Annotated in this window: 15 protein-coding genes, 1 tRNA gene and 2 pseudogenes; 7 read left to right on the top strand and 11 right to left on the bottom strand. The window is 75.6% G+C overall.

What is annotated here, in order from left to right; all coding sequences use genetic code 11:
* Positions 1-125: 125 nt before the first annotated feature.
* The 4 genes from AC1VL8_RS07270 to AC1VL8_RS07255 all read right to left on the bottom strand — a co-directional run bounded on the left by AC1VL8_RS07270 (position 126) and on the right by AC1VL8_RS07255 (position 3,645).
* Positions 126-1,211, bottom strand: a complete 1,086-nt coding sequence (locus tag AC1VL8_RS07270) for a hypothetical protein (protein ID WP_483074688.1) — start codon at positions 1,209-1,211, stop codon at positions 126-128.
* On the bottom strand, positions 1,208-1,726 hold the full coding sequence (locus AC1VL8_RS07265) for a signal peptidase I (RefSeq protein ID WP_483074687.1): 519 nt from the start codon (positions 1,724-1,726) through the stop codon (positions 1,208-1,210). Before AC1VL8_RS07265 ends, AC1VL8_RS07270 begins: the two co-directional genes overlap by 4 nt.
* Before the next feature lie 76 nt (positions 1,727-1,802).
* A complete protein-coding gene (locus AC1VL8_RS07260; RefSeq protein ID WP_483074686.1) occupies positions 1,803-2,246 on the bottom strand; it encodes a hypothetical protein in 444 nt (147 codons plus the stop codon).
* A 250-nt stretch (positions 2,247-2,496) separates the two neighbouring features.
* Positions 2,497-3,645 carry a sensor histidine kinase gene (locus AC1VL8_RS07255; RefSeq protein WP_483074685.1) on the bottom strand — a complete coding sequence of 383 codons (1,149 nt, stop codon included), beginning with the start codon at positions 3,643-3,645 and terminating at the stop codon, positions 2,497-2,499.
* 79 nt (positions 3,646-3,724) lie between these two features.
* Here AC1VL8_RS07255 and AC1VL8_RS07250 point away from each other — a divergent pair, with 79 nt between their 5' ends.
* A complete protein-coding gene (locus AC1VL8_RS07250; protein ID WP_389232929.1) occupies positions 3,725-4,393 on the top strand; it encodes a response regulator transcription factor in 669 nt (222 codons plus the stop codon).
* 20 nt (positions 4,394-4,413) lie between these two features.
* On the top strand, positions 4,414-4,785 hold the full coding sequence (locus AC1VL8_RS07245; RefSeq protein ID WP_483074684.1) for a nuclear transport factor 2 family protein: 372 nt from the start codon (positions 4,414-4,416) through the stop codon (positions 4,783-4,785).
* A gap of 205 nt (positions 4,786-4,990) precedes the next feature.
* On the opposite strand, the gene AC1VL8_RS07240 is transcribed toward AC1VL8_RS07245, so the two are convergent.
* The 6 genes from AC1VL8_RS07240 to AC1VL8_RS07215 form a co-directional block, all read right to left on the bottom strand.
* Entirely contained in the window at positions 4,991-5,158 is a 168-nt protein-coding gene (locus AC1VL8_RS07240) for a hypothetical protein (RefSeq protein WP_389232935.1), read from the bottom strand.
* Between the two features lie 88 nt (positions 5,159-5,246).
* Positions 5,247-5,783: an RBBP9/YdeN family alpha/beta hydrolase gene (locus AC1VL8_RS07235; protein WP_483074683.1), complete on the bottom strand. Its 537-nt coding sequence runs from the start codon at positions 5,781-5,783 to the stop codon at positions 5,247-5,249.
* Between the two features lie 58 nt (positions 5,784-5,841).
* Positions 5,842-5,915: transfer RNA gene (locus tag AC1VL8_RS07230), tRNA-Thr, on the bottom strand.
* A 127-nt stretch (positions 5,916-6,042) separates the two neighbouring features.
* Entirely contained in the window at positions 6,043-6,384 is a 342-nt protein-coding gene (locus AC1VL8_RS07225) for a DsbA family protein (protein WP_483074682.1), read from the bottom strand.
* A gap of 559 nt (positions 6,385-6,943) precedes the next feature.
* On the bottom strand, positions 6,944-7,465 hold the full coding sequence (locus AC1VL8_RS07220) for a hypothetical protein (protein WP_483074681.1): 522 nt from the start codon (positions 7,463-7,465) through the stop codon (positions 6,944-6,946).
* An 82-nt stretch (positions 7,466-7,547) separates the two neighbouring features.
* Entirely contained in the window at positions 7,548-9,503 is a 1,956-nt protein-coding gene (locus AC1VL8_RS07215; protein WP_483074680.1) for a serine/threonine-protein kinase, read from the bottom strand.
* Positions 9,504-9,624: 121 nt separating this feature from the next.
* Between AC1VL8_RS07215 and AC1VL8_RS07210 the strand changes: the two are divergent.
* The 5 genes and pseudogenes from AC1VL8_RS07210 (at position 9,625) to AC1VL8_RS07190 (ending at position 16,233) form a co-directional block, all read left to right on the top strand.
* Positions 9,625-11,072 (top strand): annotated as a pseudogene (locus AC1VL8_RS07210) (alpha,alpha-trehalose-phosphate synthase (UDP-forming)).
* The gene (gene otsB, locus AC1VL8_RS07205; RefSeq protein ID WP_483074679.1) at positions 11,069-11,941 is read left to right on the top strand and encodes a trehalose-phosphatase; all 873 of its coding nucleotides are present in this window, start codon (positions 11,069-11,071) and stop codon (positions 11,939-11,941) included. The pseudogene AC1VL8_RS07210 and the gene otsB overlap by 4 nt, the downstream one beginning before the upstream one ends.
* A 9-nt stretch (positions 11,942-11,950) precedes the next feature.
* Entirely contained in the window at positions 11,951-13,594 is a 1,644-nt protein-coding gene (locus AC1VL8_RS07200; protein WP_483074678.1) for an outer membrane protein assembly factor BamB family protein, read from the top strand.
* Positions 13,595-13,753: 159 nt separating this feature from the next.
* The gene (locus tag AC1VL8_RS07195; RefSeq protein WP_483074677.1) at positions 13,754-14,878 is read left to right on the top strand and encodes an ABC transporter ATP-binding protein; all 1,125 of its coding nucleotides are present in this window, start codon (positions 13,754-13,756) and stop codon (positions 14,876-14,878) included.
* 83 nt (positions 14,879-14,961) lie between these two features.
* Positions 14,962-16,233: a DUF4032 domain-containing protein gene (locus AC1VL8_RS07190; protein ID WP_483074676.1), complete on the top strand. Its 1,272-nt coding sequence runs from the start codon at positions 14,962-14,964 to the stop codon at positions 16,231-16,233.
* 58 nt (positions 16,234-16,291) lie between these two features.
* On the opposite strand, the pseudogene AC1VL8_RS07185 reads toward AC1VL8_RS07190, so the two are convergent.
* Positions 16,292-16,735: pseudogene (locus AC1VL8_RS07185) on the bottom strand (pyridoxamine 5'-phosphate oxidase family protein); the annotation flags it as partial.
* Between the last annotated feature and the right edge of the window lie 57 nt (positions 16,736-16,792).

Genomic DNA, 16,792 nt, shown 5'->3' with positions numbered 1-16,792 from the left:
CAACACCAGGTCGATCCGTCGACCTGGTGCCCCCATCGTCGGGCGGGGGCGCGCGTTGAGCACCCCGGGGCGGAACCACCCGTCCGGGCGATCCCGGGACGACCGGCGCCACCCGGTCGCGCGGGTCAGGAGCGCACGCAGACCTGGAACGCGCGGGCGGTGTCGTCGCGGACGCCCCAGGTGTCCCACCCGGTCGGCGTCACCCGGACCACGCCCGCCCCCCGGGACTCCGCCGCGAAGCTGCCCGGCACGGACACGGTCCGCAGGTCGGGCGCGCCGCCCCGCGCGGTCATCCACGCGACGAGCGGCGCGAGGTCCACGTCGGTCCGCCAGCCCGCGAAGAACTGCGGGGTGCCCGAGACGCCCACCGTCACGGGCAGGCACGCGTACGCGCCGCTGCCGGTCGGGGTGCCGATCGTCTGGGAGTAGGCCAGCGCCGGGTCGTACGCCGGCACGGGCAGGTCGTAGTGGCAGGCCGTGACGGTCACGGACTGGCCCGCGGCGAGCGTCTCGTACCCCGGTCCACCGACCACGGAGACGACGCCGGCGACGGGGGTGGTGGACGCCAGGCGCGCCCACCACGGGCTCACCACGAACCCGGCGCCCGACGTCAGACCGTTGAACGGGCGCTGGTCGAGGTGCAGGTCGACCCGCCACGGCGTGCCGGGCGCCGCGGAGACCGGCACGGACACGCACGCCTGCGTCCCGGACGACGCGACCTGGCTCCAGGTGACCGGGCCGAACGCGGTGCCGGCGCCGGGGGTGACCGGTCCGGCCACCGAGCCGGACGGTGCGGTCCACGTCGTCGGCAGCGACCACGTCCCGACGGTCACCGCCACCCCGCCGACCCGGGCGGGCGCGTAGGACGGGACGGTGACGGTCGTGCTCGCCGCCGCCGCCAGCGTGACAGCGGTGTCCGCGGCGGCCAGGGCCGTCCCGTCGGCCGCGAACAGCCGGACGGTCGCGGCACGCCCGCGGCAGCCCTCGGGCACCCCGGTCAGCACCACCTGCGTCGAGCCGGTGCCGGTGCCGCCCGCGGCCGCCCCGATCGACGCCGACGAGCACGGCGCGGCGCGCGCGGTCATGATCTGCGCGCCGGTCAGCGGCAGGCGCGCGGCGCTCGCGGGGCGCAGGGCGAGCACGACGACCGCGAGCACCACCAGGCCGAGGGCGGCCAGCGCCAGGCCGCGCCGGCGGCCCATCGCGGTCACGCGGGCTCCGGGGCGTCGTCCGGGGCGTCGTCCGGGTCGTCGTCCGGGTCGTCGTCGGGCCGGGTCGGCCAGAGCAGCACGCCGCCGGCCACGACGACCAGCGACGCCCAGGTCCACGGGTCGAGCAGCACCGTCGCGACCTTGCCGAGCCCGGGGACGTGCCACCGGGCGATGCCGAGCACGTCCTCGGCATGCGGGCGCCACGGGTCGAGGAAGTCGTTGTTGTCGCCCTGGATGATCCAGCCGTCCGCCGCGTCGCCGCCGACGACGCGGTGGATGATCCGGCCGTCGGTCGCGTCGGGCGGCGAGTACACGACCACGTCGCCCTCGTCGGGCACCCCGCACCGGGACACGACCAGGTCCCCGGTGGAGTAGGTGGGCTCCATCGACAGGCCGGAGACGATCGTCAGGGTCGTGCAGCCCCCGAGCGTGCTGGGCCAGCCGAACCAGACCAGCACCGCCACGACCGCGGCGGTGCCGAGCCAGCCGATCGCCCCCCGGACGCGTGCGGGCACGCCGGACGGCCGGTGCGGGGCAGGGGGGCTGCCCGCACCGGCCGTCGTGGCGTGCCGCGCGCGGATGGTGCGTCCGTCAGCTGGCGATGACGACCGCGACGCCCTTGACGTCGGCCGCCTTGACCGAGCCCGGGACCGCCAGCGTGACGGAGCCGCCGCTGGCGGCGACGGTGCCGGTGACCTGGCCGAGCGAGGCGCCGGTCGAGCCGTCGGCCGGGTCGGTGTTGAGCAGGTCGACCTTGACGGTCTGGCCCGCGCAGCCGGCGGCCACGCCGGACAGCTTGACCTCGGTGACGGTGTAGCCCTTGGCGGCGGCGGCGAACGCGTTGGTGAACGCGACCGCGACGCCGTCGGAGTCGCAGGACGCGACGACGGTGGTGCCCGCCCCGAGCGCGCCGGCGGTCAGGTTGAGCTGGGCGGCGGACGCCAGACCGAGGCCGGCGATGCCGAGACCGGCGACGGTCAGCGCGACGACCTTGCGACGCAGGGTGGGGCGCTTGGTGGCGGTGGACGTGGACATGCGGAGGCTCCTCGGGGACGGCTGACGGTGACCGACGCGTCCGTGGCGCCAGAGCACCTCACGCGTCCGCCGGTCGTCGGAGCAGGGGAGTCCCGGCGACGTGGCTCGCGCACAGTAGGGCCGGGTGCCACCGGCCGGGGAGGCGCTTTCTGGGTGCCACCACCCACCCACCCGCACGGGTGCCTCCACCGAGCAACCGGTATCCGGGCAAATCAGACAAAGCGTGTGGGTGAAATCCTGGCGTCGCAGGTCACAGCGGTGCCGCCCGGAGCGATTCCACCGGAAGGCGGGCGACCACCTGGGTGCCGTCCCCGGGCACCGAGGACACCCGCAGGTCGCCCCCGGCGAGCCGCAGCCGGTCGGCCAGGCGGGCCGTCCCGGACGGCACCCCCGCCTCGTCGCCGAACCCCCGGCCGTCGTCCGAGACCCGCAGCTCCAGGGAGTCGTCGACCAGCGAGACCCGGACGTCCACCACCTCCGCGCGGCCGTGGCGCAGCGCGTTCGAGATGGCCTCCTCGACCACCCGCACCGCGAGCAGCCGCTCGCTGCGGGTGAGGCGGGAGGCGGTCGGGTCGTCCAGCACCCGGACCTCGTCGGTGACACCCAGGCGCGTGTTCACGGCCGTCGGGATCCGGCCGAGCAGCGCCCGGATCGCCGGCACCATCCCGACCTCGAGCTGGTCGGGGTAGAGCATCCGGCTGGTCGCCCGGACGTCGGCCTCCCGAACCGTCTCGATCTCCGCGCGCACCTCCCGCAGGATCGTCAGGTCCGCCTCCGTCGCCCGCTCCCCCAGCCCGCTCAGCAGGCCGTCCAGCCGGGCGACGATCAGCACGAGACGCTGCTGCATGCTGCCGTGCAGCCCCTCGGCGACCTCGCGGCGGACCCGGACCTCCTCGTGCTGCAGCGCCTGGAGCGCCAGCTCGATCCGCAGCCGGTCCTGGGCGGCGTTCGTCACCTCGAGGCGCAGGTTGCGCTGGGACAGCATCGCCGCCAGGCCCATGCTCGCGGCGATCCACGCCACGGTCGCGCCGCTGGCCAGCTCGGCGACGATCACCCGCTGCGGCGGGTCGACGTAGACGTCCAGCAGCAGCTGGGACGCGAACCGCACGCCGGAGGCGGTCACGCCGGCGCCGAGCACGCCCGCGGACATCGTCAGCGCCCCGCGCTGCGGCAGCGACACCCCGGTCACCGCGAGGATCACCAGCATCGCCACGACGGCCGTCAGGTTCGCGCCGATCCGCGCGAGCACGGGGACGTCGCCGCCCTGGTTGCCGAACACCCACGCGGTCTGCACGGCGGCACCGATCGCGAACGCCGACATCACGGTGCCCGCGGCGAGCAGCAGGGTGCGGCGGTCGGCGCGGAGCGCGGCGGCGGTCCGGATCACTGCCGTCGGCATCCGTCACCACCCGTCCAGGCGGACCGGGTCCGCGCGCCGACTCCCGCGTTGCGGGCCGGGACCGACCATACTGTCCAGGATGTCCGAAATCGCACCCGAGGTGACCCGTGTGGTCGTCGTCGAGGACCAACCACTCTTCCGGTCGATGCTGGAGCTCACGCTCGGCGCCACCGAGGGCGTCCGCGTGGTCGCCTCGGTCGGCACCGTCCGCGAGGGTCTCGCGGCGCTGCGACCGGGCGCCGCCGACGTCGCCGTGCTCGACATCGACCTGCCCGACGGCAACGGCATCGCGCTCGGCGTCACGCTCCGGCGCAGCCAGCCCGGGCTGGGGATCCTGCTGCTCTCCGCGCACGACGCGATGGACCTGCTGCTGGACCTGCCCCCCGACGTGGCGGCCGGCTGGTCGTACCTGTCGAAGACGTCCTCGACCAGCGCCCAGACCCTGGTCACCGCGATCAAGGCCGCCGCCGCGGGGCGCACGACGCTCGACCCGACCCTGCTCGACCGGATGGCGCCGCGCGCCGGGTCCGCCGTCGCGCGGCTCACCGACCGCCAGTACTCCGTGCTGCGGCTGCTCGCGCAGGGCCTGTCCAACGCGGGCATCGGCGAGGCCCTGCGCATCACCGAGAAGTCCGTGCAGAACCACATCAACGGCGTCTACGCCACGCTCGGCATCGACGCCGACCCCGGCCGCAACCCGCGGGTCACCGCGGCCCTGCGGCTGCTCGAGGAGACCGGCAGGGCCTGACCGCTCGACGAGGAGACGCCATGGACCGCACGGACGTGCTGCGCTGGGTCGAGGCCTACGAGCGGGTGTGGCGGGCCGACGACACCGCCGCGCTCGGCACGCTGTTCACCGAGGACGTCCGCTACCTGCGCTCGCCGTACGAGCCGCCGCTGGAGGGCCTGCCCGCCGTCCGGGGTTTCTGGTCCGACCCCGAGCCGTTCACGATGTCGGCGTGGGTGGTCGCCGTCGAGGGGCGCGACGCCGTCGTGCGTGCGCTGGTCCGCTACACCGGGGACGAGCCGCAGGAGTACACCGACCTCTGGGTGCTGCAGTTCGCGCCCGACGGCCGGGTCGAGCACTTCGAGGAGTGGCCGTACTGGCCCGGACGCGGCTACAGCGCGAGCCAGGGCTGACCGCGTCGCCGCTGGCCAGGCACTCCGACCGGGTGGTTGGCATCCGAACGGGTGACGGACGTGTCCGCGGCGCGCGATCGTGGGTTACAGTTCTCTTGCCCTCGATCGCCTGCCCCCTGCGCGGTCGAGGGCTTCTTCATGCACCCGGACGGGTGACCACGACCGGGTGGCTCCGGGTCGGTCGCCGCGGGGTCAGCCGCCGGTGTCAGCGGGCGCGCCACTCCTGCGTCCCGCACCGGGTGCACCGCGCGACGACGAGACCGAACCGCCGCGGGCTCGTGTCCAGCCGCCAGCCGGGTCGGTCGCACGAGCGGGCGTGCTCGACGACGGCACGGGTGAGCGGGCTCGGGCGCGCGGCCAGCGTGAGGGTCATGTCGGTCTCCTGGGGTCTCCTGCGTCGGTACGGTGCTGCTTGCGGTACCCCTTCGGCCACCGGGCCCCGGATCTGAGCCGTCCCGCCCTCAGAGGATCAGCCGGTCCAGCAGCGGGAACGTGCCGTACGGCTGGTCCACGTCCCCGAAGTGCCCGTCGTCGCGCACCACCAGCGTCCCGCCGGCCCGGTCCAGGATCGCGCGACCCTGCTCGGCGTCGCAGCCGTACGGGTCCCGCACCGAGCTCACCAGCACCAGGTCCCCGGCGTTCGCCCGGACCCGGTCCCAGTCGTACGACTCCTGCAGCACCGGCTCGTCCGCGTCGTTCGGCCGCGTGCTGTACCCCGCGACCAGCACCGCCTGCGCGACCGGCCCGTCGAGGTGCTCCAGGACCGCCAGCAGCAGCGCCGCTCCTCCGGAGTGCCCGACCAGCACGGTGTCCGCGTCGAGGGTGCGGGCGTCGAGCAGCCGGGGCAGCGTCCGCGCGACCGGCTCGACGTTGAGCCCCGGGAGGTGCGGGCGGTCCACGACGTAGCCGCGCGCGGACAGGCGGCCCGCGAGCCAGGGGTACCAGACCGCGTCCGGGTGGCCGCCGGTGCCGTGGACGATGATCGCGCGCCGGGTCATGCCGGCCAGGGTAGGACGCGGGTGGACGGCGGAGCGGGAGGACGGCGGAGCGGAGCGGAGCCCCCTGTCGGATTCGAACCGACGACCTGCTGTTTACAAGACAGCTGCTCTGGCCAGCTGAGCTAAGGAGGCGGGTGCGCCCGCGGGCGCGGCGACCAGCGTACCGGGCGCGAGTCCACGGACGGCCCCGACGGACGAGGGCCCCCGCGCGGCCGACCGGTGGTCGGCGTCGCGGGGGCCCTCGGGGGCTGCGTCGCGACTAGCCGATGGCCGCCAGCAGGTTGGCCGGGTCGGTCCAGTCGCCGCCCCAGAACGTGCCGTCGATCGTGATGGTCGGCGTGCCGAAGTTGCCGGACTGCGGGTTCACGAGGTCGGCGTCGGCGCTGACCTCGTTGGTCGCCGAGGTGACCCACTGGCCGAAGTCGTCGAGGGCGGTGCCGTCGGCGATGCGGTCGGCGACGGCGTCGGGGACCCCGGTGTCGCGGGCGATGTCCGCGATCTCGGTGTCGCTCAGCCCGGGCGTGCCCTCGGCGGGCTGGGACGCGAACATCTGCTGCGTGAACGCCTGGAACGCGTCCGGCGCCTCCTCGGCGATCAGCACGCCCGCCGCGGCGGACCGGGTGGAGTAGCCGCTGCCCTGCGAGAACCGGTTGAGGATCGCGATCGGGTGGTAGACGACCGTGCAGCTCGCCGCCCGCCGCGAGGTCGACGAGGTTCTCCCCGTTCGTGGCCTCGAAGCTGCCGCAGGCGGGGCACATGTAGTCCAGGTAGACGTCCACGCGGGGGAGCGTGTCGTCGACGTCGCCGATGCCGTCCGCCGAGAAGGCGAACCCGCCGCCGTCCAGCGCGGCGGACGGAGCCGACGTCACCTCGCTCAGCGGGATGTCGTCGTACTCCGGCAGCGACGCCGTCTGCGCACGCTGGCTGAAGATGTACGCGCCCACGCCCAGGAGCGCGAGCACCGCGACCCCGAACACGGTGATCGCGATGACCTTGTTCCGCTTGTCGCGCTTCATCTGCTTCTCGCGCAGGATGCGGGCCTGCTCGCGTGCGGCGTCGCGCCGCTCGTTCTTGCCGGGTCGAGCCGCCTGGCCGGGGCTCGGGGTGCTGCTGGTGCTGCCGGTCATGGGTCCTGCCTTCGTGCGGTCCGGGTGGTGGGCTCAGGCGAGCGCCACGGGCGGGCCCCGGTGCGGGTGCAGCGCGCGGACCAGGTCGGTCGGTCGCACCAGGTCGACGTGCCAGCGCGGCACGGCCCGGGCGGCGGGCACGGGGCCCGCGGACCGGGGCGCCGGGAGCACGTGCACGACGGCGCCGAGCACGGCGCGGACGGTGCGCGAGGCGCGCAGCAGGAGGGCCGTCAGCCCCAGGCCCAGCAGGCCGAGCGCCGCGTTCGCGGCGGCCACCGGCACGACGAGGCCGAGGGCGAGCACCGCGCCGTGCGAGGCGGCCGGCGTCAGCGCGAGCGTGCCCGTGGGGCAGTCCGCGACGTCCTGGAGGAGCTCGAGCCGCACGCCGAGCAGCGCGAGCGGGCCGTCGACCGTCAGGCAGTGGTGGACGACGCTGCGCGCGGCACCGAGCCAGAGCGACCCGCCGAGCGCGAGCAGCGAGCCGACGAGCGCCAGCAGCGGGAGCGTGGCGGCCGTCGCGGTGGCGCGCGCACGCGTGTGCCCCGTCCCGGTCATGCCGCCCAGGGTACGGCGTCGCCCTGGGACGGGGCTGGGCCTTCTCGCCCCGGCGGGCACCGCGGCGGCACCCCCGGCAGGGTCAGGGCGCCGCGGGCAGCGCCGGCTCCGGCAGCGGGGCCCAGTCGACGGGCGACCCGGTGACCGCGAGCGCCGCGAGCGCCCCGGCGCCGGCCAGCGCGAGCAGCACGACGACCACGGCGCCGCCCCGACCGGGCGCGACCCCGGCGAGCAGCCACCGGGCGCCGGTGCGGGTGGTCCGGGCGAGCGGCCCCCACCACAGGGCGAGCAGCCCGGCGGCGGTCGCCGCGGCGAGCAGCACCGAGGTCGCCGCGCCGGTGGGGCTGCCGTCCGCGGCGCGCAGCGGGCCGACGTCGACCGCGCCCGTCGCGACGAGCCACCAGCCCACGCCGAGCACGATGACGACGACGCTCGCGGCCACCAGGAGCGACGGCACCACGGTCACCAGGGCACGCAGCAGGTGCCACGGGCTCGATGCGACGGCGCGCAGGCCGTCGGTCCGCCGGGCGCCGGCCCGCTCGCGGCGCCGGGCGAGCGCGTCGCCGACCGAGCCGACCGTCCGGGCAACGAGCAGCAGGGGGGCGAGGACGAGCAGGGCGAGCCCGGGGTGCAGGGCGGCCGCGGCGACCGCGAGCAGCCCCAGGGCCAGCAGGGTCCCGGTGCGGCGCGGCGGCTCCGGCGGCACGGGCGGGAGCACCTGCCCGCGCGGGTCGGGCCACTGCTCCGTGCCGTCGTCGCCGCGGTCGTCGTCGGCGCCGCGGGCGTCCCACGCGCGGGTCGGCGCGTCGTCGTCCCACCCGCGGGGCGGGACCGACGGCGGGGCGTCGGTGCGGATCGCCCGGGTGGCCCCGTCGCGCGCCGGTCCGGCCGTCGGCGCGAGGACGGCGGTGCCCACGGCGGGCTCGGTCCAGCCGCGGGGGTCGTCGGTGTCGTCGGTGTCGCCAGAGCCGCCGGGGCCGGCAGGGGCGCCGAGCACCGCCGTCTCCCCCGTCGCGGGACCGCCGCGACGGTACGCGTCCCCGGCGGGCTGGCGGAGCGTCGGTGCGCCGTCGGCTGGGGCGGCGGCCCCGAAGGCGACCGTCCCGCCGGCCGCGGTCCCGGCGGTCCCGGCCACGGCGGCGGTCCCGGCCACCCCGGCGGCGCCGGCCACCCCGGCGACCGTGCCGGCCGCGATCGCCTCGGTGGCCGCCTCGGCCGAGTACCGCTCCCCGCGGCGCGCGGCCTCCGCGAGCGCTGCCACCACCTGGGCGGGCTCCGCGCGGTCGGCCGGGTCGGGGGCGAGCGCGTCCCACAGGGCGCCGGCCGTCACCGGCCCGAGGCCCGCGAGGTCCGCGTCGCCACTGCGGGTGCGGACCAGCACCGCCTCGAGCGGGCGGGTGCCGAACGGGGCGCGACCGGTGGCGGCGTAGGCGAGCAGCGCGGCCCAGCCCCACCAGTCCGTGGTCGCGGTCGGCTCCGCGCCGTCGACCAGCTCGGGCGCGAGGTAGCCGGGCGTCCCGACGACGAACCCGGTCGACGTCACGCGGGTCTCGTCCACGGACTGCGCGATGCCGAAGTCGATCAGCACGGGCCCGTCGGGCGTGACCAGGACGTTGGACGGCTTGAGGTCGCGGTGCACGACCCCGGCGGCGTGCACCGCGGCGAGCGCGTCGCTCAGCCCCTCGGCGACCCGCAGCAGCTCCGCGGCGTCGAGCGGGCCGCGCTGGCGGACGTGCTCGGCCAGGTCGAGGCCCGGGACGAGCTCGGTGACCAGGAACGCCTCGGTCGAGTCCGCCTCCGCGTCGAGCACTGCCGCGACGCCCGGGTGCCGCAGCCGCTGGAGGGCGACCACCTCGCGCCGCAGCCGCTCCCGGGAGGACGGGTCGGCGCCGACGTGCGGGTGCAGCAGCTTGAGCGCGACCGCCGTACCGCCGCCGTCGACGGCCCGGTAGACCGTGCCCATGCCGCCGGAACCGAGCGGCGCCAGGATCGTGTACCCGCCGACCTCGGCGCCCGGTGACAGCCCCACGCGCTCCATGACGGCACGGTATCCGCCGCCCGGCGGCGTCCGGCGTCGGCGCGCGGCGGGGGCCCGCATCCCGGGCGGTCGGCGCCGGGTCACGTTATCGTCAGGACGACACCAAGGAGCTGATGGATCCGTGACATCTGCTGGTTATGACCTGGTCGTCGTCGCCAACCGGCTTCCGGTCGACGTGACGCTGGGCGACGACGGCAAGCCGAGCTGGACCCGGTCGCCCGGCGGTCTCGTGACCGCCCTGGAGCCGGTGGTGCAGAACTCCGACGGCGCGTGGGTCGGGTGGGGCGGCTCGGCCGACCTCGAGCTCGAGCCGTTCGACGCCGACGACATGCGCCTCGTGCCGGTGAAGCTCACCGAGGACGACCTCACGCTGTACTACGAGGGGTTCTCGAACGACACCCTCTGGCCGCTGTACCACGACGTGATCCAGCCGCCCACGTTCCACCGGCAGTGGTGGGACGCCTACCAGCGGGTCAACCGCCGGTTCGCGAACGCCGCCGCCGAGCAGGCCGCGCCCGGCGCCACGGTGTGGGTGCACGACTACCAGCTGCAGCTGGTCCCGCGGTACCTGCGCGAGCTGCGCCCCGACGTGCGGATCGGCTACTTCCACCACATCCCGTTCCCCCGCTGGAGATCTTCGCCCAGCTGCCGTGGCGGCTCCAGGTGGTCGAGGGGCTGCTCGGCGCGGACCTCATCGGGTTCCAGCGCGGCGGCGACGCCGCCAACTTCGTCCGCGTGGTCCGACGCCTGACCGACAAGTCGACGCGCGGCCAGATGATCACGCTGACCGACGGCGACGGGCGCACCGAGCGGCACGTGCGCGCCGCGGCGTTCCCCATCTCGATCGACTCCCACGCGTTCGACCGGCTCGCGCGCACCCCCGAGGTCCAGGCCCGGGCGAAGGAGATCCGGCACGAGCTCGGCGACCCCGAGGTGCTGCTGCTCGGCGTCGACCGGCTCGACTACACCAAGGGCATCCGGCACCGGATCAAGGCGTTCGGCGAGCTCCTCGAGGACGGCCGGCTGACGGTGGCGGACGCGACGCTGGTCCAGGTCGCCTCCCCCAGCCGGGAGAACGTCGGCGCGTACCAACAGCTGCGCGACGACGTCGAGGTGCTGGTCGGCCGGATCAACGGCGAGTACGGCGAGCTCGGCCACGCCGCCGTGCACTACCTGCACCACTCCTACCCGATGGAGGAGATGGCGGCGCTCTACCTCGCGGCGGACGTCATGCTGGTCACCGCCCTGCGCGACGGCATGAACCTGGTGGCGAAGGAGTACATCGCCGCCCGCTCCGACGACCGCGGCGCCCTGGTGCTCAGCGAGTTCACCGGCGCCGCGGACGAGCTCGGCGGCGCGGCCATCCTGGTGAACCCGCACGACATCGCCGGGCTGAAGAACGCGATCCAGCACGCCGCGAACATCGACCCGCGCGAGGCCCGCAAGCGGATGCGCCGCCTGCGCCGCCGCGTGCTGGAGAACGACGTCGCGCACTGGTCGGACTCGTTCCTGTCCGTCCTGACGGCCGTGCCCGTGCGCGGCCGCACCGGCGAGGAGGAGGCCCGGTGACCGGGGCCCCCGCACCGCACGGCGACCACCCGGCGCACGACGACCCCGCGGCGCACGACGGCCCCGCCCTGCGCGCGCTGCTCCGGGAGGTCGTCGCCGACCCGGCGCGCCTGCCGCTGCTCGTCGCGCTGGACTTCGACGGCACGCTCGCCCCGCTGCAGGACGACCCGGAGGCCTCCCGGATCCTGCCCGACGCCGTGGCGGCGCTGCGCGACCTCGCGCGCCACGCCGACGTCGTGCGGCTCGCCCTGGTGTCCGGCCGCCCGACCGGCGACCTGCACCGCCTCGCGGACGTGCCGCCGGGCACCGTGCTGATCGGCAGCCACGGGGCCGAGCGGTCCCGGGTCGGCGCGCACGGCCTGGACGCCGACGTCATCACCCTGACCGACGACCAGCAGGACCGGCTCGACCGTCTCGGCGCCGAGATGCAGGCGGTCGCCCGCGGCCGCGACGGCGTCTGGGTCGAGCAGAAGCCCGCCGCCGTCGCGGTGCACACCCGGATGGCCGACCCGGCCGTCGGGGACGAGGCCGAGCGCGACGCCCTCGTGGTCGGCGGGCGCCTCGGGTCGAAGGTGCTGCACGGCAAGAAGGTCGTCGAGGTGTCGGTGCTCGACGCCGACAAGGGCGCGGCGCTGGTCGCGCTGCGCGACGAGCTCGGCGCGCGCACGGTGCTGAGTGCCGGGGACGACGTCACCGACGAGCACGCGTTCGAGGCCCTCGGCGCGGACGGGGTCACCCTGAAGGTCGGCCCCGGGGACACGGTGGCCCGGTTCCGGTTCCCCGAGCCGCAGGACGTCGCGGACCTGCTCGCCGGGCTCGTCGCGGACCTGTCCGGCGAACCCCTCCCGGGAGCGCCCGCCGGGGCATAGGTTGCCCGCATGAGCAGGGCCCCGCGGGACGCCATGCAGGACGTCGAGGTCGTCGACGTCACCGCGGGCGCGCCCGGCGACGGGCGTCGGCGCGCCGACCCGGGGCTCCACCCGGGCGCCGACCCGGGCACCGACCCGGACGCCGACGCCGCGCACGCCGCCCGGGTCGCGCGGCGTCGGCGCGCGGCGCTGCGCTGGTGGCCGGTGCCGGTCGTCCTGGTCGCGGCGGTGGTCGGCACCCAGGTCGTCCTCGACGCCCGCGAGCGGGACCGGGTGACCGCCCGGCAGGAGGTCGAGGGCGTGCTCCGCGACGTCGACCCCCGGCTGCCGGTCGGCCGGGTGCTCGACGGCGACCTCGCGGCCGTGTCGATGACCGGCCTGGACGCGGGCGACCTGCGGATCGGGGTCACGACGCCGCCGTGGGACGACGCGCGGGACCTGATCGCGGTCGGTGCGGACGGGGCGACCGTCTGGTCCACCTCCCTCGAGGACCCCGGGGCCGCCGCGCCCGACATCGGGCTCGAGTACCCGTCGTGCGACGGCGGCGCCCCGCCGGTGACCACCGTGCGCTGCCTGGTCCTCGACCGGTCGGCGTCCGACCCCGCCGCGTCGGACGACCGCTGGACGGCCGGCCCGCCCGCCGCCGCGCGCCTGGTGTCCGTCGACGCCGCGTCCGGGGAGGTGCGGTCGAGCCGCCCGGTGCCGCCGATGTCGTCCTGGGCGGGCGGCGGGGGGCTGCAGGTGCTGGCGTCCGTGGTCGCCGGGACGCTCGAGGTCACGGCGTGGGACGTCCGGGCCGCGCCCGACGCCCCCGACGACCCGGACGCGACGCCGCTGTGGCGCACGACCGAGCCACTCGACCGCGGCACCGGGTCCGAGCAGACCGCGTACCCGCCGACGGTGTTCGCCGACGCCGGTCGGGTCGTGGTGCAGGGCGACATCGGCGGCTGGGCGTTCGACGCCGCCGACGGCACCCGGCAGGTCGGCGGCACGGACTACCTCGTGGTCACCCGCACCGGCCACCTGGCGGCGTCCGGCGCCGGGCTCGTCGTGCTCGACGACACCGGGGCGGAGCTGTTCCCGCTGGCCGGGCAGCCGATCTACCTGGGGGTCGACGACGGCAGCGCCCCGGACACCGAGCTCCTGATCACGAGCCGCCCGGGCGAGGGGCGCCTGCTCACGGCCGTCCAGGTGCCGTCCGGCGACGAGCTGTGGTCGGTCGCCCGGCCCCGGTGGACGGACGGTGCGGCCGTGCTGCTCGACGACGTGCTGTACGCCGCGGACGGCGACGGCGTCAGCGCGCTCGACGTGCGCACCGGGCGCGAGCTGTGGCGGACGCCCGTGGCGGCCTCCTCGGAGGTGGGCGGCGGCCTGATGACCGACGGCCGGCGCGTGCTGCTGGTCGCGCGGGCGGACCGGCTCACGGAGGCCGGGTTCACCGTCGGCGCCCCCGAGGACGACAGCGCGAGGTGGGTCGGCGGCGAGCTCGCCGTCCCGCCCGACGGCGGCCTGGGCCTCTCGCTCGCGGCGTTCGACCTCGGCTCCGGCCGGCCCGCGTGGGCGACCCGGCTCCCGCCGGAGGTGCGCCAGGTCTGGGGCCACCGCGGCGACCTGGTCGGCTGGGGCGACGACGTCACCGTCGTCCTCAACTGACACCGGCGGCCATCCCCGCCGGTCAGCCTTCTGTGGCAGGATGACCGTGGACCGAGGGGGGTCGCCCGACCTCCCTCGACCCGTGTCAGCGAAGACACTCTGACACTCTTCACGACGGATCGTCCGGCACGTACCTGCCGGTGAAGGGATCGATGAACCATGGCTACGGTCACGTTCGACAAGGCCACCCGGGTCTACCCCGGCACGGAGCGTCCCGCGGTGGACGCGCTCGACCTGCACATCGAGGACGGCGAGTTCCTCGTCCTCGTCGGCCCCTCGGGCTGCGGCAAGTCCACCTCCCTGCGCATGCTCGCGGGCCTCGAGGACGTCAACGGCGGGCGGATCCTCATCGGGGACCGCGACGTCACCGACGTCCAGCCGAAGGACCGGGACATCGCGATGGTGTTCCAGAACTACGCGCTGTACCCGCACATGACGGTCGCCGACAACATGGGCTTCGCGCTCAAGATCGCCGGCACCCCGAAGGCGGAGATCCGCACCCGCGTCGAGGAGGCCGCCAAGATCCTCGACCTCACCCAGTACCTCGACCGCAAGCCGAAGGCGCTCTCGGGCGGCCAGCGGCAGCGTGTCGCGATGGGCCGCGCCATCGTCCGCCAGCCGCGCGTGTTCCTCATGGACGAGCCGCTGTCGAACCTCGACGCCAAGCTCCGCGTCCAGACGCGTACGCAGATCGCCTCGCTCCAGCGCCGCCTGGGCGTCACCACGGTCTACGTCACGCACGACCAGACCGAGGCGCTCACCATGGGCGACCGCATCGCGGTCCTCAAGGACGGCCTCCTGCAGCAGGTCGGCACCCCGCGCGACATGTACGACACCCCGGCCAACGTGTTCGTCGCCGGCTTCATCGGCTCCCCGGCCATGAACATCGGCACCTTCCCGCTGGTCGACGGCGTCGCGACGGTCGGCTCCGCCGGCATCGCCGTGCCGCGCTCGGCCCTGGGCCAGCTCGCCGCGGACGACAACAGCTCCATCACCATCGGGTTCCGCCCCGAGGCGCTGGACGTCGTCCCCGAGGGCACCCCGGACGCGCTGCCGGTCGTCGTGAACATCGTCGAGGAGCTCGGCTCCGACGCGTTCGTCTACGGCGCCCTCGTGGGCGAGGCCGGCGCCGCGTCGGTCACCTCCGGTGCCGGCGACTCGCAGGTCATCGTGCGCGTCGACCCCCGCCAGGTCCCCGCCAAGGGCGAGCAGATCTGGGTCCGCATCCGCACCGGCGAGCAGCACCTGTTCCACGCCGGCTCGGGCGAGCGCATCTCCGTCTGACGCACAGCACCTCCACGACGACGGGGCGGGACCGGCACGTACGCGGTCCCGCCCCGTCGTCGTCCGATGGGAGAATCGGTTCCATGACTCCTCGCACGCGCCTGCAGATCACCGCGGCCGCGCCCGACCCGGCGCTCCTCGACCTGCCCTGGGACGTGCCGCTCGCCGACTGGCCCGCGGACCAGCTCGCCGCGCTCCCCCGCGGCATCTCCCGGCACACCGTGCGGTTCGCGCGGCTGTCGGGGCGGGTCATCGCGATCAAGGAGATCGGCGAGACCGTCGCCTACCGCGAGTACGAGCTGCTGCGGCAGCTGAGCAAGCTCGACGTGCCGAGCGTGGACCCGGTCGGCGTCATCACCGGCCGCACCTCCCCCGACGGCGAGCCGCTCGAGGCCGTGCTGATCACCCAGCACCTGCGGTTCTCGCTGCCGTACCGCGCCCTGTTCAGCCAGGCGCTGCGCCCCGACACCGCCACGCGCCTCATCGACGCGCTCGCCGTCCTCATGGTCCGGCTGCACCTCGCGGGGTTCTACTGGGGCGACGTGTCGCTGTCGAACACCCTGTTCCGCCGCGACGCCGAGACGTTCGCCGCGTACCTCGTGGACGCCGAGACCGGCGACCTGCACGACACGCTCACCGTCGGGCAGCGGTCGTACGACCTCGAGGTCGCGCGGGTCAACATCATCGGCGAGCTGATGGACCTGCAGGCCGGCGAGTTCCTCGAGGAGGAGGTCGACGCCGTCGCCATCGGCGAGATGCTCGTCGAGCGGTACCACGAGCTCTGGACCGCGCTCACCACCGCCGAGTCGTTCGGCCTGAACGAGCGGTGGCGCGTGCAGGCCCGCATCGAGCGGCTGAACGACCTCGGCTTCGACGTCGGCGAGCTCGACATCACCACCGACCTCGACGGCACCTCCGTGCGGATCCAGCCGAAGGTCGTCGACGCCGGGCACCATTCCCGCCGGCTCATGCGGCTCACCGGCCTGGACGTGCAGGAGAACCAGGCCCGCCGGCTGCTCAACGACCTCGACCAGTTCCGCGCCGCGACCGACCGGCAGAACGACGACGAGACGTTCGTCGCGCACGACTGGCTCACCGAGGTGTTCGAGCCCGCCGTCCGCGCCGTGCCCCGCGCCCTGCGCCCAAGCTTCGAGCCCGCGCAGCTGTACCACGAGCTGCTGGACCACCGGTGGTTCCTGTCCGAGGGCCAGGGCCGGGACGTCCCGATGCGCGAGGCCGTCGCGTCCTACGTGCAGGACATCCTGCCGAACCGCCCCGACGAGGAGTCGGTGCTCGGCGTCTCGGCGGCGGACCTCCGCGAGGACACGGACACCATCCCGGTCGTCCGCGACTGACCCCGGGCGGGCCCGTCAGAAGCTCGACGGTCTCGTTCGTCCCCTCGAGCCGGTCGCCGGTGACCTTCGCCTTCACGAAGCTGAGCAGCGTCGCCACCCGGCCGCCGGGCGCGTCCCAGTACTCGGCCGAGTCGGCGCGCACCCGCAGCAGGACCGACTCCGGGGAGTCCGGCCCCTCCGGGAGCCACGCCTCGACCGCGGCGCTCCACAGCTCGCGCTTCTTCGCGACGTCGGTGACGACCTCGGCGGTCCCCGCGAGCGACACCCACGTCGCGCCGGAGCCGACCGCGACGTTCACGCCCGGGTGCGCGGCGACGTGCGCGGCCTTGCGGGACCCGCGCTCCGCGAAGAACCACAGGTCGCCGTCGAACTCCACCTCCTGCAGCGCCATCGGGCGGGCGATCAGGGTGCCGTCGGGCGCGACGGTGGTCAGGACGCCCAGGCGGTGGTCGCGCAGCAGCGCGGCGACGGTGGCGACGGGGTCGGTGCTGTCAGCAGTCATGCGGCCCATCGTCCGGCCACGCGCACCGGCCCGCACCCCAGGACGGGGTGCGGGCCG

This window comes from Cellulomonas sp. KU4C (assembly GCF_056868065.1).
Note: the sequence above shows the minus strand (reverse complement) of the source record. Positions and strands in the feature narration are given on the sequence as shown.